Below are 24,636 nucleotides of genomic sequence, written 5' to 3' on the forward strand. Positions count from 1 at the left end.
ATATGTCCATATACATACCCTGCACTATTAGTATAGAACGTTTTTTGGAATAAGACTGTTCCATTTTCATTTTTTAATACGATATCAACCTTTTCCCCAGCTTCAGCCCACTTTAATTTATTATGATCATAGATTCTTAATGTTACATTAAATTGATCTATATCACTATCATCTACTTGTCCCTCATTAATCAAAGCTTTACTAGTATCATAGAAATAAGCTTCTTTCACTTCTAAATGCCCATTTCTAAGTTGTACTTGCGTACCATTTCCTGTTAAAGCAAAAGCCTCAACCGAAATACTAAAAATAAATACAACTAGAACCGAAAAGAAAGCTATCTTGTTGAAAGTCTTGCTGTACATGTCATGATCCCCCATTAATAATGATATTCTACTAACAGATCAAATTGTACCATCTCCTAAAATTAATTTATATAATGAAGAAATAAATATTATACTAAATATACCAAAAGATTGTTACCAATTATGGGGATTTTTACTGTTCGAAATCCAGTTAACCCGTTAGCTTAATCTATTAAAAATTATAAACCCATACATTTGAATAAGGATTAATCATTTTTTATTTTATTTAATAGATATTCTGAAATTATAGCCATACCTTCAATTGCTAAACGCGCATCTTCATGAGGGATTTCAGGGACAAAAGGTCTACCATGTCCAGTACCTGTTTTATTGCGTAACAAATTTATAGAACAACCTAATTGATATAAAGATGTTTCCATTTTTATTTTAGCTTTCTTTACTGGATTAGCTTGGTCTATTTCTTCTAATGATGTTTTTAACCCCAAAGCAACAAAAGCTTGTCCCAATAATGTTGGGAAGTTTACTGTTTGTGGATATGTACCCCATAATTTGACTAGAACATGTGCTGCTACAGCCTCCAATAAATCTTTACTTGTTCCTGTAAGTAAGGCTGCATCTTCTTGTCCCTTTTTTGCTCTACGAACATAATTCCATAAGGCCTCTTCCATTTCAAACTCAGTTATATTATCTAAAATTAAGTGTCCTATATTTCCTGTGTCGTCCAGATAATAGCCACTATTCTTCAATATTTGCTGTAAGTTTATTATTTCTTCTTCCCCAACATAATTTGAAGATCCCTTTCTAAAACCTCCTACTCCACGTACCAAATTTAATAAAGCTACCAATAATTTTTCCCCTGAATCTATGTTGAATTCTAGTGCCCAATTTAGTACATATCGAACTCTCTTAGCTTTTCCAACTGTTTGACCTTGAGCTTTTGGATCTCCTTGTTCCAGTCCATATTTCTTGATTTGAAATTCTAAATCAGAATGGCTTGGATCTCTTCTATTAGACATTGAGTCATCAATCAGTTTAGAAACAGCAACAATTATGTCTTCAGTTAAATTAATTTTCGTTACCACATAACCACCTATTTCCCCTAAATTTTATCTTTTTTTATCTATCTATCAATTTAGATGCGCTCGTAATTTTAGCAGATCCCTTTAGATAATCATATCCAAAGAAATGTTTCTACTCAACTTTATTTCAAAGTACAATTATCACAGCTCAAATTTTATCTAGCTATAAAAAGAAGCTTCTCTATTAGATATAGGAAGCTTCAATTGTATTATTTAATTAAGTTTTCATATCGAGTATCGTAACTTTCAGGGTACTCTCTTTTATCCCATGTGTGATCTAACGCCAATTTATTATCTGATATTAGAAAATAGTCATACCTGACTGAACTATCTGGAACTTTAGAAACATCATCCCATGTAGCATCTAAATTGTACCATACACCATCAAGTTTCACCTTGTTCCATGCATGACCAATTCCACGAACCGATCCAGTAACATCAATATTCTCTATTCCAACTTCATTTAATAAATAATACATAGCGTTCGTGTATCCTCCGCAAACAGCGGTCTGGTTTACAAGGGCACCATATGCCCAATTAGATTGCCAATGGACATTATTTGAATAATCATACACTGTGTTTTTGACGACATAATCGTGAATAGCTAGAACTTTTTCATAATCAGTCATATTAGGATCTATTATTTCCTTAATGACTTCATTTTTTTTCTTTATAAGCTCGTGTGATTGTTTTCCATCATATAAGGTAAATAGATATGAATTATTTACTTCTATTCGTCCATTATTCCATATAAAATCAGATTCTATATAAAGTAGTTCTGGATGATCTTTAAGCACTTCTTTAAAGGTATTCCATACTAATTCTTTATTGTTACTATCAAATTGTATAGATTTTTCGCTGTTCTTTAAGGAATTTAGGATAGTATTGTATATTATAGTTTTATCTACAGTTTCTTTTACTATTTGAAATTTCATAATAACTTTCGCATTAATTATCTTATTATTATTTGAATACAGATTAGTTGAAACAGATAGTGTATATGATTTACCGAATTCAAATGTGTTATTGCTGATAATTAGGGTGTTACCTCTTGACCAGGTTGACGTAGGATTGAATTTCTTACCATTAGAATCTGTAATTTCTACCATTGATTCATCTACATATCCTAGTGTTTCAGTGAATTTTATCTCAATTACTTCGTTCATTCTAATTGTTCGAGGAGATACACTTTCTTTAATCACAGAGAAAGTTTTATTTTTGATAACTTGCTGTATGTTTGATTCTTTATTTACTAAGAAATTATTAATTTGTTGAGGAAGAGCTTTATAACCTCCTGCTAATTTTATCTCTGAAGCTCTTCTTTTTAATCGATCTAATTTATTACTTGATTCAATTGCAGAACGATAATTTGTATATTGAATTAATTTTTCAATATCTTTTATTAATCGTACCTGCGAAACCTCATATATAACTCTTTCTCTAGCTATTTTAGCAGGAGTAACATACTTATCATTCAGGGATTTCCTATTTGCTGATCCACTTACTTTACCGATTGCTCTTTCAGTCTTTTTGATTTCCGAACTAAAGTTATCATAACTTTTATCGATAAGTATTAAATCACCTTTATTAATCTTATTGTTAAAAGCTTCCGTTAAATCTTTTAGTCTATTTCCTTGGTTGTTTGCGCTTATGTACGTTGTAGATGAACTGGCTGCTGTAATATCAGGTATACCAGTCAGTGAAACAATGGAAAAGGTAATTAAAAACATTATTTTTTTCATGATTTCCCCCAAAAAATCTAATTATTTATAGAATATATTAACATATTAATGGTAAAAAATACCCAACATTTTTTTACTGAAAAATAAAAGAAAGCCTGTATCACACTAGACTTCCTTTTTAATACTTTTATTCATTACTGACAGAATTGCCATATCAAGTTCCTCTGATAATCGAAGTGTTTGAGGGTTAGAAAATCCTAGTATTGTTGCAGCTTCGACCATTTCATTCCGCTTCTTTTCAATATATAAATTTATCGACTGAACAGTATGATTACGATCCTCTTCCAAAGCACTCATCATTCCTTTATAGATTATTAATTGACAATAGGACTTGTTAGAATTCTATAATTCTTGTGATTTACAACCGTTAATGTGCTTGGTGACTCAATTTTTTCTGCATCATCCTGGCTAATTTCAACAATCACTGTATTCGGATATGCCTTAACAACTCTACCTATAACATCAACGTTATTTCTGGTAAAAGAAATATCGATTCCGATAAGAAATTCACACATTTTACTCATCCTCTTTAGTGGTATTAATATTATTTAATTGTTTCTTTGTTTTAAACTTTTCAAGGTACTTATCACCTTTTATAAGCATTTCTGTTTTTTGATTACCTTCATATTCATTTTTTCTTAAATTGCCATAAACTAGTGCATGCTGCCCAACTAAATCTTCTTCCGTGTACGAGAACTCTTTCCAATATTTTTGAAAGATAACAATAGTAAAAGGAACATCATCTTCTTTCTTAAAGTTAATGTACATTACCTTCTCACGCTTAATCACTCTATCAATAAGACCATATACAAAATAACCAACTTTAGGTAATGTTCGATCTAACCATAAGAGGTGATGTGCATCTTGCTGGTTAACGATTAACTCAGAAATGGGTATCTTTCGCCCATTTCCTACATTAATGAGGATTGTTGCAAGCAGATCTGGTTCGTACTCCGTAAGTAGCTTTACTTCTCCTTTTACCGAGCTTATCGATTGAGGAGTTTCTGTTTCATTTTTCAATTTAACTTTTTTTTCTTCATTTTTTTCTTCTTTTGTTTCGCGTTCTATTGTCTTACTTTGATAATCAGGATCTATTCGGTTCATGCTGAGTCTAATAATTGTTTCACTTAAACTATCAGACATCTGTGTCTGGTATTCTTTTGTTTTATTAACGCATTCTAAGATATCGAGTCTCTCATAAAAACCACAACCTTTTAAATGCCGTGAATCTCCTTTACCAGTTGTCTTAAAATGAGCATTCATTGTAGAAGACTTGCCTACATATATCAACGGAGCCTGACAGTTTTTATCAATGCAGAACAACCTGCTCCCGTGAATTGATTCGTCATATTCTATAGTGTTTACTGCATTCCCATTATGAAGAAGAGCGGTTTGCATAAATATACCTCCCTGAAAAATAAAAAGACGCAAACGAAACCTGTGTTTTATCAGGTTCATTTGCGTCTTCCGCCATTGGTTATATTTCTATATAGCATACCATATTAAGGAATTTTATTCTACTAGGGGTAGCGTCAGGAAAATGCGGATTTACAACGTTAAGAGTCTTTTATTCTAAAAAGTCCGATTTCTCCCTTTTTAAGAGAAAGACGGGATTTGCCTTTTCTTCCATTAATAAGAAGGTGCCATCTACAAACGTGAAAATCAGTTGTGAAAATTAGAACGAAAAAAAGAGGGAGAAAGTCCGGTTTTTTCTTTAAAAACCTTAGAAAAATGAGAAGGGCTGCTATACCCAACCTTAAAGCTAATCTCCGTTGTAGATTGATTTGTTGTTAATAAGAACTCTTTTGCTTGTTCAATCCGGGATTGGTGCATAAATTGTAATGGTGTATAGCCTGTAACTGCTTTAAATGTGCGATGTAGATGATAAGGATCTACATTTATTTCCTTAGCTATACGATATAATGTTAACTTTTCGTCATAGTGGTTAAGAATGTATTTTTTTACTTGAATCGTCAATTCATTTTTAGCTCCTTGCCATTCCAAACAGTCTGGTTTACATCGTTTACAGGGGCGATACCCACTATTCACAGCTTCTTTGGCAGAGTAAAAGATTTGAACATTCTTTTTATTTGGAGTTCTAGATGCACACGATGGACGGCAAAAAATTAGTGTACTCGTTAATGCATAGAAAAAATGACCATCATACGTCGGATTACATGATTCTATAGCTTTCCAATGGAATTCTTCCATTCCTACACCTCTCTTTTTCTAATTAAACGTCAAGAATATGAAAGATAAAACCTGTATTTTTACTTATAATACATAAATAAAGGTATGGGTGCACAAATACCTCTTATTTGATTAAAAGAAATGAAGGGTGTTCCAGTAAAAATAATTATTTCACTCTATATGATTACTAGGAAAAGACGAGGAGAGAATTTAATGCTTGAAAGATTACGTGTTGTAGAAAACAATTTATTACCATTAGTTCTTGTTACTACATTTATCGCTTTATTTCTTCCAAAAATCGGTGAAGTATTGAAAGTGACGGTTTCACCGATGCTTGCCCTGCTCATGTTTTTTATCAGTCTCACTTTTGATTTTAATATGTTAAGGGACGCAATAAAAAAACCTAGGGTAATAGTCATCTCGATATTCTTAGTATTCGTTCCTATGTCACTTATCGGATTAGGTATCGGTGAACTTTTTTTTGATGAAGAACTTGCTATTGGACAAACGATTGTCGGCTCCTTACCAACCGATGTTTCAGCTCCATTATTAGTTTATCTTGGGAAAGGTAATGTTGCACTTGCATCATTAATGAATGGTATAGTTACTGGGTTATCGCCGTTTATTCTACCTCCACTCCTTTTGCTTTTGACTGGAATTGAATTTCAAATTCCCATTCAGGAAATGATATTGGAACTATTTATAATCATCGTTTTACCTATGTTTTTTGCTGTTCTCATACGAACAAAATTCCCGTCTATCAGTAAGTATGAACCGGTCTATTCTTTTTCTTCATCATTGATATACATTGCTCTTGTTTTTGTCGTTGTAGCAGACAGTTCTGAATCGATTCTTTCGTTTTCAATGGGGATGATTATCTTGCTCATCGTTGCCCAACTTTTGCTTAATATGGCTGGTTATCTTATTGGCCTGCTTACAAAACCGATTGTGAAAAATAAAGATGATTTAGTTGCGGTCCTTTTTACAGTCAGCAAAAAAGAATTTAGCATAGCTGCTGCAATAGTATATACAGCTGACTTGCCAGAAATCATACTTATCCCAGCTGTATTCTACGCTGTTTTGCAAATGATAACATCACCACTCGTGGTTCGTTTATTAAATAGGAAAAATACCCTAGTTGAAGGTTAAAGTCAAATTAACAGCCAGCCTATTGAAAGTAACAGCTTACTTTAGTTTAACAAACCATTAAAAAAAGTCAGTTTCTTAAAAGCACAGGGAAATCAGCTTAATTAGGTTGCAATTCGCCTAGCGTACAAAGTTTTCCGAAATTGTGGCGGTACCCTTTATAAGAAAGAATAAATACAAATGTTGACAATATATAAACGATTACGCAACGAGGTCTTCGGATTCGTTGCTTTTTTAATAGTAGGATAAACCCAAAAAACCTATAATTTTACCTTTGATGGATAATGATATCTTACTGATAGCTATTTTATAAACTTATCCTCTGCCAACTCTCTATATAATGCAGCTCTAGAAACGTTTGTAATTTCACAAATTTGCTTTACAGTCATATTTCCTTCTTTATATAGCTTCACTGCATAATTCATTCCTGCGTGATTTTTATGATATTTCTTTAACCGTCCTTTAAACTTCCCTTCTTTCTTTGCGAGCTCAATTCCTTCACGCTGACGCATACGAATAAGGTCTCGCTCTAATTGGTTAACACCAGCCATTACCGTAATTAAGAATTGGCTGTATGGATTATCTTCTGATAAATCTAGCCATGTATCCTTAAGTGATTTTAAGCTTGCCTTTTTATTTCGTATTAAATCAATCAATTCAAATAAATCTTGCGTACTTCGAGTGATCCGAGTTAAATCTGTAACATAAATAATGTCACCTTCCTGTAAATCCTCTAACATTTTTTGAAGTTGTTCACGCTCCTTTGTGGCTCCTGAAATTTTTTCTTCATAAATAATATCCATTCCAATTTCGTTCAATTGCTGAAATTGCCTTGAAGGATTTTGGCTAGTCGAACTGACGCGTATATAACCGATTTTCTGCAAAATTTCACCTCGTTTTTGAGACAAGTCTTATGAAACACTCTTAACTATGATTTTATCAGTCTACTATACTTGTATCAATAGAGTACACTCTATTGATATATAATTAAACTAATTAACTGAAAAATTACAGAAATGGGATGAGACTACATGAAAATTGCAAGAGGTAGAGAATTACTTACACCAGATCAGAGACTTGTTTTAATGCAAATCCCTGAAGATGAATGGATATTGGGAACCTACTACACTTTTTCCAAACGAGATTTAGAAATTATAAATAAGCGAAGGAGAGAAGAAAATCGTTTAGGGTTCGCAGTTCAATTGGCCGTTCTTCGGTATCCCGGCTGGCCATACACTCATATCAAAAGCATCCCAGATTCCTTCATACATTTTATATCGAAACAAATCGGTGCCACGCCATCCACGATTAGTCTTTATCCTCAAAGAGAAAATACACTTTGGGATCATTTGAAAGAAATTCGAAGTGAATACGACTTTGTAACTTTTACCCTAAAAGAATATCGAATGACATTTAAGCATCTTCATCAAGTAGCTTTGGAAAATGGTGATGCCATACATTTACTACATGAATGCATAGATTTTCTAAGAAAAAATAAAATCATATTACCTGCTTTCACTACACTTGAAAGAATGGTGTGGGAGGCAAGGGCAATGGCTGAAAAGAAGCTATTTAATATGGTTAATCAATCTCTAACAAAAAAGCAAAAAGAAAAGCTGGAAGAGGTCATTACTTCGCAGCATCCATCCGAATCCAATAAAACGATATTGGGTTGGTTAAAGGAACCACCAGGTCATCCTTCACCCGAAACATTTCTAAAAGTAATAAAACGACTAGAGTACATACGAGGAATGGAGTTAGAAACGGTACAAATTAGTCATTTGCATCGCAATCGCCTGTTACAGCTATCTCGCTTAGGTTCAAGATATGAGCCTTATGCATTCCGTGACTTTCAAGAAAATAAACGATATTCGATATTAACCGTCTATTTATTACATCTTACTCAGGAGTTAACGGATAAGGCATTTGAAATTCATGACAGACAAATACTAAGTCTGTTATCAAAAGGCCGTAAGGCTCAAGAAGAAATTCAGAAACAAAACGGTAAAAAGCTAAATGAGAAGGTTATACACTTTACGAACATCGGACAGGCTTTAATCAAAGCAAAAAAGGATAAATTAGATGTTTTTGAGGTTTTGGAATCTGTTATTGAATGGAATTCTTTTGTTTCTTCGGTAGTAGAAGCTCAGGAGCTTGCACGTCCTGCTGACTATGATTATTTAGACTTACTGCAAAAACGCTTTTATTCACTTAGAAAATATACGCCGACGCTATTAAGAGTATTAGATTTTCATTCTACAAAGGCAAATGAGCCACTTTTACAAGCTGTAGAGATTATCCGAGGAATGAACGAATCTGGAAAGCGAAAAGTACCTGATGACTCACCAGTGGATTTTATTTCAAAACGTTGGAAAAGGCATTTATACGAGGATGATGGTACAACAATAAATCGTCATTACTATGAAATGGCTGTTTTAACGGAACTTCGGGAGCATGTTCGGGCAGGAGATGTTTCCATTGTTGGTAGCAGACAATATAGAGATTTTGAGGAATATTTGTTTTCAGAAGATACATGGAATGAAGCGAAGGAGAATACGAGATTATCAGTTAGTTTATCATTCGAAGATTATATGACGGAGAGAACCAAAAGTCTTAATGAAAGGTTAAAGTGGTTAGCTGCCAATTCTAATAAGTTAGACGGAGTTTCTCTTGAAAAAGGAAAGATATCTATTGCACGTTTGGAAAAAGATGTTCCGGAAGAAGCAAAAAAATTTAGTGCAAGCCTGTATCAGATGCTACCAAGAATAAAATTAACCGATTTACTCATGGATATTGCTTATATAACAGGATTCCATGAGCAATTTACTCATGCTTCCAATAATCGAAAACCGGATAAAGAAGAAACGATTATTATTATGGCAGCCCTTTTAGGAATGGGAATGAATATTGGGTTGAGTAAGATGGCTGAAGCAACACCCGGACTTACATATAAGCAACTAGCCAATGTATCTCAATGGCGCATGTATGAAGATGCCATGAATAGAGCACAAGCAGTATTAGTTAATTTTCATCATAAATTACAATTGTCTTCCTATTGGGGCGACGGTACAACATCCTCATCGGATGGTATGAGAATGCAGCTAGGTGTTTCATCACTACATGCAGATGCAAATCCACATTATGGAACTGGAAAAGGAGCAACCATCTATCGTTTTACTAGTGATCAATTCTCTTCTTACTACACAAAGATTATTCATACTAATTCTAGGGATGCGATTCATGTTTTAGATGGTTTGTTGCACCATGAGACGGAGCTAAACATAGAAGAGCATTATACAGACACAGCCGGTTATATTGCCCAAATATTCGGACTGACTCATTTATTAGGATTTAAATTTGCTCCAAGAATAAGAGATTTATCAGATTCAAAATTATTTACAATAGATAAAGCAAGTGAATATCCAAAATTAGAAGCCATTTTACGTGGACAAATAAATACAAAGGTCATTAAAGAAAATTATGAGGATGTTTTGCGATTAGCTCATTCTATACGAGAAGGAACAGTTTCAGCATCCCTTATTATGGGGAAATTAGGGTCTTATTCAAGACAAAACAGCCTAGCTACAGCCTTACGTGAGATGGGTCGAATAGAAAAAACTATCTTTATTCTTAATTATATTTCAGATGAATCTTTAAGAAGAAAGATACAAAGAGGATTGAATAAAGGAGAATCTATGAATGGACTGGCACGAGCTATTTTCTTCGGAAAGCAAGGAGAGCTTAGGGAACGAACCATACAGCATCAATTACAAAGAGCCAGTGCCTTAAACATAATCATCAATGCCATCAGTATCTGGAATACTTTACATCTAACAAAAGCAGTTGAATATCAAAAACGGTTTGATAGTTTAAATGAAGAATTATTGCACCATATGTCACCTCTAGGTTGGGAACATATAAATTTATTAGGAGAATACCATTTTAACTCCGAGAAAATAGTTTCGTTAGATTCTTTAAGACCATTGAAACTTTCTTAACGTTGTTAAAAATAGAGAATTCGTCAGGAAAATACGCTTATCGTTGTAAATCCGCATTTTCCTGACGCTACCCCTACTAGTCATGATTAAATCGATCCTTCGTTAAGGGTAATAAGTTATTGCCCTCTTGAATGGCTACTTTCATATCTTTTATAACGTCATTTAGCTTAGTTTCGATTTGACTATAGCCCTTTTCGATTTCGTTATGTAGAGAAGTTAGTAAGGCAGTCATTTCTTCTAGTGTATCACCTGTTTTAAGTATCTTTTGTTGTATAAGAACATCGACATTCCCAATCGGAAGATTGGTGTGATCTGTAATTAAAACAATGTCATAGGACTTATCTGTTTCGACTAACATTTGAACTTGTTTCTGATTCATGAATATCACGCTTTCTCTTACATTTTTACCGTAATATTCAACCAACTTTTGCTGTGCAAGATTTAAATTTAACAAATAAATCACTCCTAAAGATTGTTTTTATTTTAAAGGGATTTATAATTCTCCTTGTAAACTGGTTCTTGATATTTATTCGGAGTTACTACTAAGTTGTTATAAGAATAACACCATACTCTGGAGTTAGGTAGTAGTGTCTATCTCATATAGAATAGATGTCTCCTGGTAAGATTAACTGAATCTCAACTGTTGAGTTGGCAATAAAGAATTTTGAAGATCACAATATAGTCGTTAATTAAGCGAATTGTGACGCAAATCAACAATTGTCCAGTTCATTAACATATTTATTTAATATATTACTAATGAAATATCATCTTCATGGTCATGGTGATGAGTAACCTTGGAAAAGTTGCTCATCACAAGATAGTTCACACTTTACCTCCTTAAGGGCTATTACTTGATCGATGGGTTATAGCTTTTTTATGTCTGACTATTAAGCGAAAAACAAAGTAATTTTCTCTTATATAAACTGCCACCTTATTTCACGTCTTTAGATAGTCGGAACAATTTTCAATAAGATGAATAGATTGTTCACTGAGTAAATCTTTCTAATAGGAGGCAATAATGAACAAAACTTTTCTTATTCATCCCTTTTTAGAACCAACGATTAACAAATACCTACTTGTATGTAGTATTTCTGGCAAACAATCTGTTAAAGCCCAAAGACTAAGATCAATAATCGACGAACTTTTATTACTATATTTTGATTCATAAGGCTATTATCCGTTCGTTGGTTAATAGTTTCTTTATGTCGCATTTTAGTTCTTTACTGAACTATATAAGCATAATTTGAAGTTAGTTAAACTAACCTAAGAATATTAAAGCTACCACACAAACGAATATACCTAATAGACTAATAAATCATTAATCTTAAACTGTCATTCATAATTTAATAAACTCCTTATTTCACATCATACGTCTTTTATTCAATGCTTTAAACGGCACTATTTTGTAATGACAGGTTCAATATTCCAGAATTAAAAACAAACCGATATTAACTTTCCCAATTTGCTGGCTTTTCCTGTGGTAACCAAACTGTCCCATCTTTTTGTAACATACCATACTGGCCATATCCGTCTTCATCTACATACCATATGAGATAATTACGAATCTCAACGGATTGAATATGGACAGGCTCATGAGGTGGGGCAGTACTTTTTCTAACAAAGGGGCTCCAGCCAAAATCAAACTGTTTATTTAGTTGAATTTCCTCACCTGATTTATTCAGGACCCAGACACCAAATCCTTTCATCTCATCTGTATACCAAACAAGTCCTTCAACTACAGGATCACATGGAGCAACCCAAGGGTATCCATCATAAATTGTATTTTTTCGTGCATGATTTCTCCAATCACTAGACTGTCTGTGATATTCCATAAAGTCGTCTACTACCTGTTTTGGAAACAGATCATAGACACTTACTTGGCTACCAGTATCTATCTTATTTGCTTTATCTATTGGAAACGGAATAATTTTAGCGGTTGGCATTTGTATTATCCTCCCTAACCTATTTGTTATACATATATACGTATAGTATAATATGTTTTTTCTATTATAGTTTCCTTCTTAAATATTGTCGACATTTTTTCACAAAAGTGAATTGATAGTTATAAAAAAACTCCGTTCTTCTACGGAGCATGGTGGATAACGCTAGTAAAACCTTAACACTACATATGGAAAAACGGCACAGAATACAGTTAAGAAAGCCATCCCCCACGCAATAAACTTCCAAAACCTTGAAGCCTGTGGGTTTTTTCTTGCTTTAAAATATTGGACCTGTACCAAACATATTAAACAAAAAATTACACAGGCTATAAGCCCCCATTGCTGTATAAATGAAAGGAATTCGAGCATCCATTCATTCATGTTACTATCAGAAGGTAGCTTTGGAAGAATGGTGTCATCTTCAAATTGTATTAGCGGTTTATTTTCTTCCATAAAATCACCTATACCTTTATACTAAGTCTTCTTCTTCAGGAAAGTCTATTTCTAAATCAAATGCTTCTTTTCCAAAACGTTCTAGATCTCTATAAATAAAAGAACTGCTAAACTTGCAATCTATTATTTTACCTTTTTCAAAAATAAAGGTAATTGTTCCCTGAACAATTGCTCTGCTAGAGATATAATTACTTACAATGCTATATACAATCTCGTTATTTAATCTTAGCAACTTTTCATTATATTCCTTTGTAGGACGGGAAATATATAGACTACCGTTTCTTATTTCAGGTTTTACGCTATAGCTATGATTTAATCTAGGGTTTTGCTTCATGGCAAATATGATTTCTAAGTTTCCATTCCCTGATTTTTCATTACATAAGTCTTGAGCCTCTCTAACAAAATAATTTCCAACCAACAACATTGTACGATCAATCAATTTACTTTTACTAGTATAAATATCATTTTTTGCCATAACTTTCCCCTCCAATATGAATATTTAACAAATTTATCGTTCTAGATCTCTATAAATAAATGAGCTGCTGAACTTGCAATCTATTATTTTACCCTTTTCAAAAATAAAGGTAATTGTCCCCTGAACAATTGCTTTACTAGAGATATAAATACTTACAATACTATATACAATCTCATTATTTAATCGTAGTAGCTTTTCGTTATATTCCTTTGTAGGATGGGAAATATGTAGACTACCGTTTCTTATTTCAGGTTTTACGTTATAGCTATGATTTAATCTAGGGTTTTGCTTCATGGCAAATATGATTTCTAAGTTTCCATTCCCTGATTTTTCATTACATAAGTCTTGAGCCTCTCTAACAAAATAATTTCCAACCAACAACATAGTACGTTCGATCAATTCATTTTTACTAATATAAATATCATTTTTTGCCATAACTTTTCCCTCCAATATGAAAATTTAACATATTTATTTATTCCAAAATTCCCATTTTCCAATTTCCAAAAACGACATTTTTTTCAAGTTTCTCTTACAATTATACGTATATATGTATGCTTGTAAAGTATTTCAAGTAAAAAATACTTATTTTTTGTAAGTATGACCCTTTCTCATAGGACTATAAACCCATTAACACTAATCCTATCAGAGAGAGTAAAAAGAGATCATTCACCCCTTTTTAACCCCGCTTCTCAAGATACATGAGTGTTACCTAAACTATTTTGTGTTAAGTAAGTACTCTCATCATCAATTCCCCAAACATTTAAGACTGTCCATATATGATTACTAACACTTATTTGAGCTATGATAATATCTCCCTCTTCATAAGAAGATAATTTTTGATGCTCAAACATTCTGTCAGCTGTTCCATCTCCAATAAAAGCAGTATATTCATCGATTTTTTCAATGAGTCTTCCTGCAATATAATAGAGCCCCTTTTCAGGTCGGTCACATAGGAATAAATCAACCTCTTTAAAATTAAACCAGGAATTTTTAGTATCTTGTTCTTGTAATTCCAGCTCTACACTGCCTTGAGTCGTTTTTTCCTCCTCAGACACAGCGTCAACTAGAGTGTGTATATCTTCCTTAGCATTAACTTTTTCTAGAAATGCAGCCGACAGACTATCTATTTCTACTTCTTTAAGATCTTCAATGCTTAGTAATGTTTCATTTGTAATTTCAGTTGCTGGATTTAATAATAGTTCTTCTTGCTCTACCTGATCATTTGTAATTTGTACATCCATTACTAACCTGTCTTCGACGTTGTCTATAGGATTATGTAATGGTTCACTCTGTATACTACTTTCACTTATCCTATTAATTTGAGTAAGAATCGACTCATTTTGTTTTGTAATCTGAAAAGTATACAGAGCCTCTGTTCGTGTCTTGGCTCTAATCTCAGCACTTTTAGAAAACAAATAAAGTGAACAACTCAATACTAGAATTGATAGAGTTAAAACTATTGATATGAACATTTTTAAAATCCTCCATTATATTTAATAAACGCAAAAAAGCCCTATGGGGCATACTTCCTCCAATAAGGAAAAATACCACCCATAGGGCTTAAAACTTCAACAAAAGGCTCAATGAGCAAACATAAATAACATATGGGAATATTATAGCATTATGTTATAGATTACTCAATAATTTTAATTAACCTCGTAAATTTTTCGTAGTTCTTTATGATATGAAGATAATAATCATCTGGTTGATATATTAAATAGCGTCTAAAATGACGATTACTCTGTGGAAATGAAAAAGTTACGGAATCAATAACATTAGATAACCTAGAAATTATGGCTCTGGTTCTATTAAATTTGTCTTCCATCATCTTGCTAGAAAACCAAGCACCTGAAGATAATAATTCAGCTAAATACTCTTTGTCTTTTATTGATATAGAACCTTTAGAAAGCCTATGAAGTACAAGTTTATCTCCATTATCATTATAAACAATCTTGTTAAAGTTCAAATTACAATGATTAACAAAAAAGTCTAATAAGTCTTTCTGATCTACATAATATTTATTTCTCGGTAAATTTTCTCCAGTAATTTCATAATATTTAAAGTAATCATTTTTAAACAATGTTCTCTCAAATGAGGACCGTGATATATTTAATAATTCAATAAGGGTATTTAGTGGAATTAATCTATGTATACCGTAAATTTGTATAAACTCATGTTTATGGAAGTAGTTAAGTGCTTGTTCTAATGTTAATTTAGTTGAGTTTTTTACATTAATAGTAATTTTTATTCTATTGTTTGGCATATCATTTAATTTCGTCCCCTCTTAGTTATTAAATAAATCTAATATAACACATACAAATGTATAATATATTGTGCTTTTACTGGAAAAATAGTCATATAGTCTTACTTTATCATAGCAATATATTTTAATCAATATTTCCAAATTTTGAAAACGTTAATTTGAAGTTAGTATAGTGGTTTAAGTGGGGAAAATAGGAGCGAAAGCCCCTATTCTTCAGTTGATTTTAGATTTTCAAGCATACTAATATCTTCTTCTGTAATAAAGCCTGTCCTTCCTCCGCTCATACATGTCTGAGCATTAAAGTTTATTATGTGACTATATATCCTTTGTGAGTGAAATAAATTGTTCATTACATTATTAGCCATTGTAGCAGCCATCCGATTTGTAGCACTTCGTTGTGGATTATTTATAATTAATTCCCCACATGACTCGTCAGGAAACGAACTTTTAGCATCTTCCAGCATTTCTGGAAAGACATCTGTAACGGGTTTCAATATCACTCTTCCTCTATATTTAAAACCTACTACAACTTGCCCACTAAATCCGCTTTCCCTAATAACTTTGCTATCACTAGAAGAAATATTAACCCCTGTGACTCCAGCATCAATCCAAATTAGATTTTCAATATCATCAGAGTAAAAATAATCATGAAACAATTGTCTTGTTTTATTATTATCAATCATTCCCACTAAAATTTTTACTGTTTGATATTTATCTGAGATACCTTTATCTGAGAATAATTGGTCAATCATTTCTTTCGTTTTTACATATCGTGGAATGCTACCGATACTTAATCCGTAAACTTCTTCATACCGTTCTTTTAACGCATCCACTTTAAATTCACCAATATCTTCTTGAGTACACAATTGATTTGACAAATTGTGATCTTCATAGCGATCAGCATCGCACAAAAGCATGTTTACCCCGAAAGTAACGTCCTGATTATCTTCATTAAAGGATCTAAAGTGAGTTGCAATATCCTGACATAATGAACGAAAGAACTGGCCGCCATTGGCGCCAGCTCCTACTTGTACAATATCAAAATATATTTTCTCTCTTCCTGGTTCTAAAATATGTAAAGATTCCATATTATCTTTCTTCCTTTCCATTAATTTGGCTTGTAAATGAAACATTGTCTTTCCATTCAAGAGGATATTCTCTATATCTTGTAATATCAAAATCTGTAAAAATTTGATCATATTCCAATTCATAATAGAATCCATTAAAACCTACTCTTAACACCTTTGAAGGTTTATGTGTATGCAAGTTTCCTATAACACCATAGATAAAAAATCTCTTTTCATCATAATTATCAGTAGGTGAAAAGTAAGCAGGCATTGAATTATGTGAATGAATTTGAAGTACTTCTACAAGGTCCTCTGAATATATAGACTCCGTGAAAGAAACTTCTACTTTAGAAACGGATTGAATCGGGCATCTAACCTCATAACTTTCTAGTTCTTTGTTCCAAAAAAATTGAACCATTACTTCATAATCAAATTCTAAACAGTAATCACGAAAGAATGTTACAACCCGCTCTAACAAGTATCCTGGTATCTTTGGTAAATCCATTTGAAATCCTGTAGGTACTTCTTCTAATCGCTGAAGAGACTGAACTGGAACAGACATCGTCCCAAACTCACTCTTTCTAATTTCATATAAACGTCCGTCTTTAGAGGCAACAATATTAAAAGGTGTTAATCCCTCTTTTAGTAGATCAGTTAATGACCAGCTGTAAGTGTGAATTCCTTTTTTCATCATCCTTTTGCTCCTCCTGTAATACGAGGAAACAGTCGTTTATTCTCTTTATCAATATCCCAAAAAGTACGATCCCTACTCATTTCAAAGAATTCTTTAGCCATTTCTTCTCTCAATTGCTCAGTGGAAATACCACTCTCCGGTATATCATTTACAAACTCTGTAACTTGGAAAGTATTAGAATAATAATGGATAGTCCAATCTTCTTTAATATTTTCAAAGACCTTTTGAGTCTTAGCTGCAACTGACTTCTTCGATTCTTTTTTATCACTTGCTGAAGAAACGACTTCTTTCTTATTCGACTTTTTATCTTCCTTTTTTGCCTGTTGCTTTTCATTACTCTTATCTTCCTCTTTATTAATAAACTTAACATTCTCACCAAATAGACTTAATTGATTTTCAAACATTTTTTTATCCTCCTAAAATGTGTATTATATTCTTAATTCATTAGAAAAAAGACAGTTACTTCTTTTCAAACTTCTGTAACTCTAGCCAATCAGAAAGGGTTAAACCATCTTCAATTGGAGTTAGATCTTCATGATTAAAATCATTATCTTGTAGAAAATAAAACTTCTCTCCTAAATTCTCACCAAAGTACGCATGATCATTATTTGGGGAATTTATAAAAGCATATGGAAGTGTACCTACCATTGATAAATCCTTAACCTTATAGGACTGCAAATCTGGCCAACAGCATGACAAACTTTTAAATACGTTACTGAATGGGTAACGATATAATTGAGTTGTTGGCTTAAGTAATTTATCTTTTATACACACTAATTGCGACATCAATACCTCTTGACCACGTATTTTAAATAAAAAAAGCATGTTTGGATGCCCTACTTGTTTGAAATCCCTACGATGATACTTAACATCAAATCGTTGAGCTTCAACCTCTATTCCAACTAAAACTGTCCCATCCAACATTTCTTGATAGATAAAACAATTTTTCGGGAGCAATGGGCTTGAACATACTCTTTCTTTCTTGATATACGGCTCTAATACACGTAATACTGCACTTTTATCAGCTTTAGAAGCTGTCACCTCAAATAGACTATTTATTATTTCCTTATCATCTAGAAAGTTAGCTTGCTGATATATCTTCCTTAAAATCGGCGATAAGAAAGGAACCGAACGATCTCCGAGTAAATTGACTTTCTCAAGTATCTTACAGAAGAGATCAATTAATAGAGTGTACTCATACTCTCCACTAAAGTTGGTCCTACTAAATTTATCTATAAATACTTTTAAAATCTTATTGGTTTCTTGAACAGAAAGCTCCATAGGATTAAAGCGACTACTAAGTTGAGTAAACAATAACTTAACTGCTTTCTCTCCATAATCGGGTACATTTCCGGTTATCATGTCTATAATCTGAATAAGATCTTCTTCATGTTCACCAGTATCCCAGCTATCCGCTTCAAGATATGGAGTAAATAATTCAACCAAGGTATTTGTTGATAACAAATGCCTAATAATTTCGCTATCCTCCAAAATATCTAACATCGATAGTGCTAAATCTGTAGGTGAGATATAGTTCCTACTAACAGACATACCATTCCATAAGTTATTCACTACAGCCCCATGCTCCTTAAGCTGAATGTGAACTTCGTTGACTGTTTGAGTCATATTTATTTCCTCCTAAATTAGAAATTGTATTAATCTTGTCCTTCCAGGTATTTAGAAATAGAATTAGATATTGTTTAAATTCAAAAATACCTTGCAACAGTGTAAAAAATTCAGAGTAATAAGGATCTCCTACGAATTTCAGAAGAAGTCCATTGTCTGTAAACTCGCCTTTAATAGACAGTTCGAATAATTCCGCTGATACATCAAGAAAATCAACAAGATTAGTACACTCTTCCCAGAACATAAAATAATCCTTAGTCCCTTTTAGCAGCTCTTTAATCTTGTATATTTCAGACAGCTCCTTGCAGGTAATGAGATACTCTCCATCCGTACTTCCATTATTACCTTCGCTTACTTTTTCATAAAAAAAGAGTTCACCTAGCGCGACCCAAAATAACGAAAATTTGTAGGAGTGATAATCTACAAAAAATGTTAATTCCGGTGCTAGTGGAACTCCTTCATCATGCATTAATTTGGCTACTAATAAATTATCTGCAGTGCTATAAGCAGCCATTAACCATTCATTAGATAGATAAGCTGACTTAGCCACTAAAAAAACCTCCTCTTTTTCCTAATGGATTGAATTGATTTAACTTTTTTAGATATATGAGCTAATCGATTCACATGATATAATCCATTTTCAGCATTAGGAAAGAAGTCGACTTGTCCTTCATCGAACTCGTCAGAGTTATAATCAATAATTTCCTCTCTTGCTAATACAAGATCATCAAGAGTAAAAGAATCAAAATCTACTTCTCCAACTTTTTCTTTGTCGTATAACATTAAAGAAATCAGTCGAATTTTCCTAGTATTTTGAGCGTGGATATCTTCCGGTACTGAACTTTCCCCTATTGAAGAAACAAACCTTTGTAATCTCAAAAAAATCCTCCTTTTAACTGTTTTTTGCATACAAAAAGCCCTATAGGCAGACTTTTCCTTCAAAAAGAAAAAATACCACCCATAGGGCTTGAATGCTTCAAAAATTAAGGCTCATAAGAGCAAGAAAAAATAACTATATATTAAATTTATCAAGAATCTGTCTTAAAAGCAATTAGTTCAGAGAGATTAAGGGAGATTAGTAAAATAATAGGTCTGACTTTTTTTATAACCATTGATGAAAAGATGGAATTCGCAATAATCCTGAACGTGTTAAATTTCGATATTTCACCTGGCATTTAATTGGCTCTATCCTAATGTATTTTTCAGTTTCAGATACTTTTCTCATTGTTTGATAGAGTTTCTTTCTTTCGTCAGTTGGCATGAATTCCATTAGCCCAGCATAAGATCCATCCTCAAATGCCAAGTTAACTCCAAACTCACCCTTTTTTAAAGCTGTGAGATAGATATTTTCATATTGATAATTAATCACCTTTATCCATGTTTTACTGCGCTTATTCAGTTCATATGGGCTATCCGCCTTCTTAATAACTATTCCTTCTAAATCTCTTTCTTTTACTAAATCAAAATACTCTACTGCATGCCCTTGAATAAATTGCCCCAACACTACATGTTCTATAGGTGTAACAACTTTTGAAAGTAATTCTTTTCTTTCTAAAAGAGGAAGGGACGTTACATTCTGGTCATTGTACTGAATGATATCGAACACACAATACTGAATAAAATGATTACTTTTAGAGGATTGGAACCTCTCCATCATTAACTCAAATTCTGGTTTACCGTCATCACCGGGGACGATAAGCTCACCATCGAGTATAGTACCGTTTGGCATATCTAGATCATGCAGCTCTTTAAATCTAAATGTAACTTCTGTATTGTGACGTGTATATAAACGAACCTTATCATTAAATTTAGTCCAAATGAGCCTTATCCCATCAAGTTTCAATTCTGTCAAATAAGTATTATCGTTAATCGGCTCAATTGCCTTTTCTAGTAACATCGGGCTTATCATATAAACCACCTCTTATTACATGTTATTAGAAACTTAAAATGATGTAACTAGTAGTTTCGAGGCAGAAAAGGAAATATCCACCGATGTTAAACCTCTAGAGTTTTTTAATTGCTTTTTTCATTTCATTAATTAATTTCTCTTTTATTTCCACGCTATTTAGAATTCTGTAAGACTTCAATGATTCTAAATCATCTTCACTCTTAACAACCCATGAAAATGAATACTCCGGTATAGTGAATATAAATACATCCCCATGTTTATTCACATCTTTTATCACGTACAAACTTGCTTCATCTTTGCTTTCAAATACACTATCTTTTATATCAATTAATATATTATCCATTAATATCTACCTACTTTTTCTCAATTAATATAGTTATATATTACTACAAAGCGAAAGACGTATGAAAAAGTACCTAATACTTCCACAAAGAATAATTTACTTTTAAATAAGGTTTGATAGAATCGAGTCTATAATCTTGATATAAAAGTTAATAAAGAGCATGTTTTGAACAAAGATTGATCAAAGCATGCTCTTTATTAGTTTTAATGTAGGCTGTTTTAGTATTACTGCATTCTACTTTTGTTTTATAGAATTCTTAACATAAACAGCAGTTCTAGATATAAATTTCAAATCTCCATTATCATTTCTAGCCCTTTCAACACCTGGAAGAACTTTATCCTTATTAGCTTTATTCTTATCTTTTTCGACAACTGAATTATAAAGTTTACCAAGTTTCGCTCTTAAAGTGGACGGTTGTAAGTAGCCCTTTTCAACTGTAGAGATACATTGTTTGGAGAATGAATCTAACATCACAAGTGTAAATTCTCCGTCATCTCTTTCATTTGTTTCTTTAATAAGTTCATTTAGTGCAGCAGTATAATCGAATCCTACTGTATCTGACCCTATCTTTTCAACAATATCACTGTAATTTAAACCACCCAAATAAACTCTTGGCATTATAATACCTCCTTAATATTGTGGGTTTTGGCTATCATGAATATAAATTTTAATGGGTTTTGGCTACTATGTAAAGTGTATCGTTGTAAACAATCTATTTTCCTAGCGTAACAAGAGTAGCATAGCTTGTATCTGTACATTACTTATATTTGTAAATCCGCATTTTCCTGAAGCTACACCATAAGGACGAACTTTTTAAAACCACAATAAACGTGTTATTTCTCGCCATTTTTTTGCTTGTACTTTTAGAAATATGTAGGTATAATCAATCTATAAAACTAAAAAACACACAATAATCCACGGAAGCACCGTTGGGAAAGAGGCTATAGGTATGCCCTTTTTCAACGGTGCTTTTTTGTGTTAATTATTGTAATGGAGGAATCAATATGGATGTTTTAGTATTTGAAGAAGAAATTAGTATGGAAAATTTATATGTAATTATTTATAACACGGAACTACTAGAAGATGCTGTCGTTTTCTTTACGGAGGCAGATGATTTTGCTGAAGGTGAAAGCGAAATTTGTGAATTTAATAAAAAGTATTACTTTGTAGGAAAAGATGATGTAGCTTTAAAATAAAATTTGATCATTAACACCCTGAAAATCCACATTTTACGTCAAATTAAATGAACCTGTTTTGAAAAAAAGATTGATCAAAACGGGTCCATTCACTATGAAGCACTATACAATTTTCATAAAAATATTTGATCATTTTCTGTCTGCAATCCTCAACAATCGCGCTTTGATTGCGGAAGATGGTTATTTCATTAACGCACCCGTTATTTGAAGAAGTAATATTAAATCTTCAATAGATTTTCAGTAAGAAACACTTTAGCCATAAAATAAGCATTTGCAGTAAAAAGTTGTGTATTTATCTTATTCGTTTTTATTAAATTTCCCATTTCTTCAAAATCAACTAACTTAACATTTATCTCTTCTGTATCATCTAGGTCTTGTTCAAACTCTTTAAATGCATCCAATATTAGATAAGTTATTACTTTATTATTTTGTGTGGCTGGATTAACCATGAATTCACCCAATAAAATTGGTTTTTTCAAAGAAATAAAACCTGTTTCTTCCTTAACTTCTCTAATTAACCCTTCTTCATGTGTTTCATTTCCTTCTCTTTTCCCAGCAGGAACTTCTAAGAAAAAGTCTTTTCCTGCATAACGATACTGTTCAACAAGAACAATTTGTTTTTCCTTTGTAATTACTACTGCATTTACCCAATCAGAATATTCATTTACATAATAATCGTCAATCACAATTTCATTTGGTAGCTTGCATTTATCTTTTCTTATATTCCCAAATGGACTTTTATGTATATACTCTGATTTTAATGTTTTCCATTTATCCATAATACCCCTCCACTATTACTGTTTCTGATTTAATCAACCTGTATCATTACATATTCTCGAATAATGTTGGTTACTCTTTGTTCAACTAAACTGCTTCTTTAGTTCAATAAAGAAAGGAGCTGCCGTAACAGCTTTACTGTTAAACTATAGCGCTTTGTTTGTGGAAGATTTACTTTATAGGAAGTACTTAATAAAGTAATAACTTAATTAAATATATCCCCCTTAAAAGTTGCTAAGTAACCTTTTTACTGCATCAACTATAACCTCTGGTTCATCATTTTGTATATAATGTGCAGAATTTTCAGCAATAATTAACTCCCCGTTTGAAGATATATCTAGAATTTCCCTTTGCATCTCATTCCATAATTCTTGCGATTCCTTTGTATAATGTGCCTTTTTACCAGCTGAAAGGACACTTAATGGCACATTTAATAAACTTCTAGATTCCTTTAATTGTTTTAAACTTTCCATAAATTCATCATAATTACCTTCATGAACAAATTGTTTATTATATGCTTCCTGAAACTCATCAGACATCGTTGGAAGAAATCTCTCTCTATAATCTTCAGGTGTAGAATCAACTAATATTAGTCCACAAACATCATTAGTATATTCAGTTGCATACATTCTTGCATTAACTCCACCAAATGAATGACCAACTAAGATAAAAGGGAGTTTGATCTTTGTTCTTTTAACTAGTTCTCTTAATTCTTTAATCATTTCTCTGCTCGTTCTTGGTCTAGAACTTAATGCACTTTTCCCAAGCCCTGCTCTATCATAAATTAAAACATCTGTTAGCAATGAAAGTTCCGATATAACTGAATCCCACGCCTTTGAATAATCACCATACCCAGCATCCATTACTATTGTAGGCTTTCCATTATTTTTACCAACCAATTTAGCATATAAATGAAAATCATTTATTTTTATAAGCATCTCTTTAATCATTTACTACCTCTCTTTAACTAATGTACTCAAAACCATTTAACCTTTCCTAATTTTAACAGATATTGTTCTTCCTTATTAGACAATCTGCCTTAAACTGAAATAAGCACCTTTCCTTGTTTCAAGAACAGCGCTTTTATTGCTGAAGATAGTTGATATTTTTTAGTATAAAAACTCTCTTTTTCCTTAGTAAACATTTTCTATTATTCAATAGGATTATCATTAATTTGAGTAATCACTGTCTTCTTTGGTAATTGACATATAAGTCTTTCTATTGATGAGTACTTCTCTTCATTTGAAAAGATATAAAAGCCAGCTCCATCATGCTCAATTGTGAAAAGAGTTGCGCTTTCATTAATGTTAAAATATGGAATTGAGACATTCTTTTTTACTTTTTTATTTTTCAATCTCCTTATGTCAATCTCTTCTGTCTTAAAGATTAAGTTATTAAAGTAACAAATCGCATAA

Annotated in this window: 29 protein-coding genes and 1 pseudogene; 4 read left to right on the forward strand and 26 right to left on the reverse strand. The window is 32.3% G+C overall.

The features are described from left to right. From ACEWK1_RS22310 to ACEWK1_RS22340, 7 genes are all read right to left on the reverse strand, one after another. Positions 1 to 362, reverse strand: a 362-nt coding sequence (locus ACEWK1_RS22310) for a hypothetical protein (RefSeq protein ID WP_416636665.1), incomplete at its 3' end; no start/stop codon positions are given. Positions 363 to 568: 206 nt separating this feature from the next. Beyond that, positions 569 to 1,405 carry an abortive infection family protein gene (locus ACEWK1_RS22315; RefSeq protein WP_098797021.1) on the reverse strand — a complete coding sequence of 279 codons (837 nt, stop codon included), beginning with the start codon at positions 1,403 to 1,405 and terminating at the stop codon, positions 569 to 571. A gap of 206 nt (positions 1,406 to 1,611) precedes the next feature. Beyond that, the gene (locus tag ACEWK1_RS22320; RefSeq protein WP_212137931.1) at positions 1,612 to 3,144 is read right to left on the reverse strand and encodes a transglutaminase domain-containing protein; all 1,533 of its coding nucleotides are present in this window, start codon (positions 3,142 to 3,144) and stop codon (positions 1,612 to 1,614) included. 105 nt (positions 3,145 to 3,249) lie between these two features. Then, positions 3,250 to 3,432 (reverse strand): aspartyl-phosphate phosphatase Spo0E family protein, encoded by a 183-nt coding sequence (locus ACEWK1_RS22325; protein ID WP_176551086.1) that lies wholly within the window; start codon positions 3,430 to 3,432, stop codon positions 3,250 to 3,252. Positions 3,433 to 3,458: 26 nt separating this feature from the next. Beyond that, on the reverse strand, positions 3,459 to 3,659 hold the full coding sequence (locus ACEWK1_RS22330; protein WP_231309830.1) for a DUF2187 family protein: 201 nt from the start codon (positions 3,657 to 3,659) through the stop codon (positions 3,459 to 3,461). 1 nt (position 3,660) lies between these two features. Then, positions 3,661 to 4,542: a hypothetical protein gene (locus ACEWK1_RS22335; protein ID WP_098797461.1), complete on the reverse strand. Its 882-nt coding sequence runs from the start codon at positions 4,540 to 4,542 to the stop codon at positions 3,661 to 3,663. Positions 4,543 to 4,806: 264 nt separating this feature from the next. After that, positions 4,807 to 5,355: a bifunctional transcriptional activator/DNA repair enzyme AdaA gene (locus tag ACEWK1_RS22340; protein ID WP_098797460.1), complete on the reverse strand. Its 549-nt coding sequence runs from the start codon at positions 5,353 to 5,355 to the stop codon at positions 4,807 to 4,809. A 192-nt stretch (positions 5,356 to 5,547) separates the two neighbouring features. Here ACEWK1_RS22340 and ACEWK1_RS22345 point away from each other — a divergent pair, with 192 nt between their 5' ends. Then, complete coding sequence (locus ACEWK1_RS22345; RefSeq protein ID WP_176551085.1) at positions 5,548 to 6,483, forward strand: bile acid:sodium symporter family protein; 936 nt, start codon at positions 5,548 to 5,550, stop codon at positions 6,481 to 6,483. 299 nt (positions 6,484 to 6,782) lie between these two features. On the opposite strand, the gene ACEWK1_RS22350 is transcribed toward ACEWK1_RS22345, so the two are convergent. Next, complete coding sequence (locus ACEWK1_RS22350; RefSeq protein ID WP_212137929.1) at positions 6,783 to 7,364, reverse strand: recombinase family protein; 582 nt, start codon at positions 7,362 to 7,364, stop codon at positions 6,783 to 6,785. Between the two features lie 147 nt (positions 7,365 to 7,511). Here ACEWK1_RS22350 and ACEWK1_RS22355 point away from each other — a divergent pair, with 147 nt between their 5' ends. Beyond that, complete coding sequence (locus tag ACEWK1_RS22355) at positions 7,512 to 10,478, forward strand: Tn3 family transposase (RefSeq protein WP_212137927.1); 2,967 nt, start codon at positions 7,512 to 7,514, stop codon at positions 10,476 to 10,478. A 76-nt stretch (positions 10,479 to 10,554) separates the two neighbouring features. Here the strand turns inward: ACEWK1_RS22355 and ACEWK1_RS22360 are convergent, their stop codons facing one another. Beyond that, positions 10,555 to 10,932 (reverse strand): hypothetical protein, encoded by a 378-nt coding sequence (locus ACEWK1_RS22360; RefSeq protein WP_098798169.1) that lies wholly within the window; start codon positions 10,930 to 10,932, stop codon positions 10,555 to 10,557. 564 nt (positions 10,933 to 11,496) lie between these two features. On the opposite strand from ACEWK1_RS22360, the gene ACEWK1_RS22365 reads away from it, so the two are divergent. Continuing rightward, positions 11,497 to 11,646 (forward strand): hypothetical protein, encoded by a 150-nt coding sequence (locus ACEWK1_RS22365; protein ID WP_176551127.1) that lies wholly within the window; start codon positions 11,497 to 11,499, stop codon positions 11,644 to 11,646. 280 nt (positions 11,647 to 11,926) lie between these two features. On the opposite strand, the gene ACEWK1_RS22370 is transcribed toward ACEWK1_RS22365, so the two are convergent. From ACEWK1_RS22370 to ACEWK1_RS22435, 14 genes are all read right to left on the reverse strand, one after another. Then, positions 11,927 to 12,421, reverse strand: a complete 495-nt coding sequence (locus tag ACEWK1_RS22370; protein ID WP_098798168.1) for a hypothetical protein — start codon at positions 12,419 to 12,421, stop codon at positions 11,927 to 11,929. 466 nt (positions 12,422 to 12,887) lie between these two features. Continuing rightward, positions 12,888 to 13,346, reverse strand: a complete 459-nt coding sequence (locus ACEWK1_RS22375; RefSeq protein WP_098798166.1) for a hypothetical protein — start codon at positions 13,344 to 13,346, stop codon at positions 12,888 to 12,890. Positions 13,347 to 13,379: 33 nt separating this feature from the next. Further along, positions 13,380 to 13,781: a hypothetical protein gene (locus ACEWK1_RS22380; protein ID WP_098798165.1), complete on the reverse strand. Its 402-nt coding sequence runs from the start codon at positions 13,779 to 13,781 to the stop codon at positions 13,380 to 13,382. Positions 13,782 to 14,035: 254 nt separating this feature from the next. Beyond that, positions 14,036 to 14,818 carry a hypothetical protein gene (locus ACEWK1_RS22385; protein WP_212137923.1) on the reverse strand — a complete coding sequence of 261 codons (783 nt, stop codon included), beginning with the start codon at positions 14,816 to 14,818 and terminating at the stop codon, positions 14,036 to 14,038. Between the two features lie 161 nt (positions 14,819 to 14,979). After that, the gene (locus ACEWK1_RS22390) at positions 14,980 to 15,609 is read right to left on the reverse strand and encodes a hypothetical protein (protein ID WP_098798163.1); all 630 of its coding nucleotides are present in this window, start codon (positions 15,607 to 15,609) and stop codon (positions 14,980 to 14,982) included. A 206-nt stretch (positions 15,610 to 15,815) separates the two neighbouring features. Next, complete coding sequence (locus ACEWK1_RS22395) at positions 15,816 to 16,697, reverse strand: ThiF family adenylyltransferase (RefSeq protein WP_098798162.1); 882 nt, start codon at positions 16,695 to 16,697, stop codon at positions 15,816 to 15,818. 1 nt (position 16,698) lies between these two features. Then, positions 16,699 to 17,370, reverse strand: coding sequence for a hypothetical protein (locus ACEWK1_RS22400; protein WP_212137921.1), 672 nt, complete (start codon positions 17,368 to 17,370; stop codon positions 16,699 to 16,701). Continuing rightward, positions 17,367 to 17,774 (reverse strand): hypothetical protein, encoded by a 408-nt coding sequence (locus ACEWK1_RS22405; RefSeq protein ID WP_098798160.1) that lies wholly within the window; start codon positions 17,772 to 17,774, stop codon positions 17,367 to 17,369. Before ACEWK1_RS22405 ends, ACEWK1_RS22400 begins: the two co-directional genes overlap by 4 nt. Positions 17,775 to 17,829: 55 nt before the next feature. Next, positions 17,830 to 18,996 (reverse strand): hypothetical protein, encoded by a 1,167-nt coding sequence (locus tag ACEWK1_RS22410; protein WP_212137919.1) that lies wholly within the window; start codon positions 18,994 to 18,996, stop codon positions 17,830 to 17,832. Then, positions 18,959 to 19,546 carry a hypothetical protein gene (locus ACEWK1_RS22415; protein ID WP_212137917.1) on the reverse strand — a complete coding sequence of 196 codons (588 nt, stop codon included), beginning with the start codon at positions 19,544 to 19,546 and terminating at the stop codon, positions 18,959 to 18,961. Before ACEWK1_RS22415 ends, ACEWK1_RS22410 begins: the two co-directional genes overlap by 38 nt. Continuing rightward, positions 19,546 to 19,875, reverse strand: a complete 330-nt coding sequence (locus ACEWK1_RS22420; protein WP_141549703.1) for a hypothetical protein — start codon at positions 19,873 to 19,875, stop codon at positions 19,546 to 19,548. Before ACEWK1_RS22420 ends, ACEWK1_RS22415 begins: the two co-directional genes overlap by 1 nt. A 223-nt stretch (positions 19,876 to 20,098) precedes the next feature. After that, positions 20,099 to 20,905: an RNA ligase family protein gene (locus ACEWK1_RS22425; RefSeq protein WP_251406750.1), complete on the reverse strand. Its 807-nt coding sequence runs from the start codon at positions 20,903 to 20,905 to the stop codon at positions 20,099 to 20,101. Positions 20,906 to 20,999: 94 nt separating this feature from the next. Then, on the reverse strand, positions 21,000 to 21,248 hold the full coding sequence (locus ACEWK1_RS22430) for a hypothetical protein (protein WP_098797055.1): 249 nt from the start codon (positions 21,246 to 21,248) through the stop codon (positions 21,000 to 21,002). A gap of 234 nt (positions 21,249 to 21,482) precedes the next feature. Beyond that, positions 21,483 to 21,866: a hypothetical protein gene (locus ACEWK1_RS22435; protein WP_212137915.1), complete on the reverse strand. Its 384-nt coding sequence runs from the start codon at positions 21,864 to 21,866 to the stop codon at positions 21,483 to 21,485. Positions 21,867 to 22,252: 386 nt separating this feature from the next. On the opposite strand from ACEWK1_RS22435, the gene ACEWK1_RS22440 reads away from it, so the two are divergent. Next, on the forward strand, positions 22,253 to 22,444 hold the full coding sequence (locus ACEWK1_RS22440; RefSeq protein WP_098797053.1) for a hypothetical protein: 192 nt from the start codon (positions 22,253 to 22,255) through the stop codon (positions 22,442 to 22,444). 218 nt (positions 22,445 to 22,662) lie between these two features. Here the strand turns inward: ACEWK1_RS22440 and ACEWK1_RS22445 are convergent, their stop codons facing one another. The 3 genes and pseudogenes from ACEWK1_RS22445 to ACEWK1_RS22455 form a co-directional block, all read right to left on the reverse strand. Continuing rightward, positions 22,663 to 23,223 carry an NUDIX hydrolase gene (locus ACEWK1_RS22445; RefSeq protein ID WP_212137913.1) on the reverse strand — a complete coding sequence of 187 codons (561 nt, stop codon included), beginning with the start codon at positions 23,221 to 23,223 and terminating at the stop codon, positions 22,663 to 22,665. 222 nt (positions 23,224 to 23,445) lie between these two features. Continuing rightward, positions 23,446 to 24,171, reverse strand: coding sequence for an alpha/beta fold hydrolase (locus tag ACEWK1_RS22450; protein WP_212137911.1), 726 nt, complete (start codon positions 24,169 to 24,171; stop codon positions 23,446 to 23,448). 200 nt (positions 24,172 to 24,371) lie between these two features. Further along, positions 24,372 to 24,636: pseudogene (locus tag ACEWK1_RS22455) on the reverse strand (hypothetical protein); the annotation flags it as partial.

It is taken from the genome of Metabacillus sp. YM-086, assembly GCF_048059995.1.
GTDB classification, from domain to species: domain Bacteria; phylum Bacillota; class Bacilli; order Bacillales; family Bacillaceae; genus Metabacillus; species Metabacillus litoralis_B.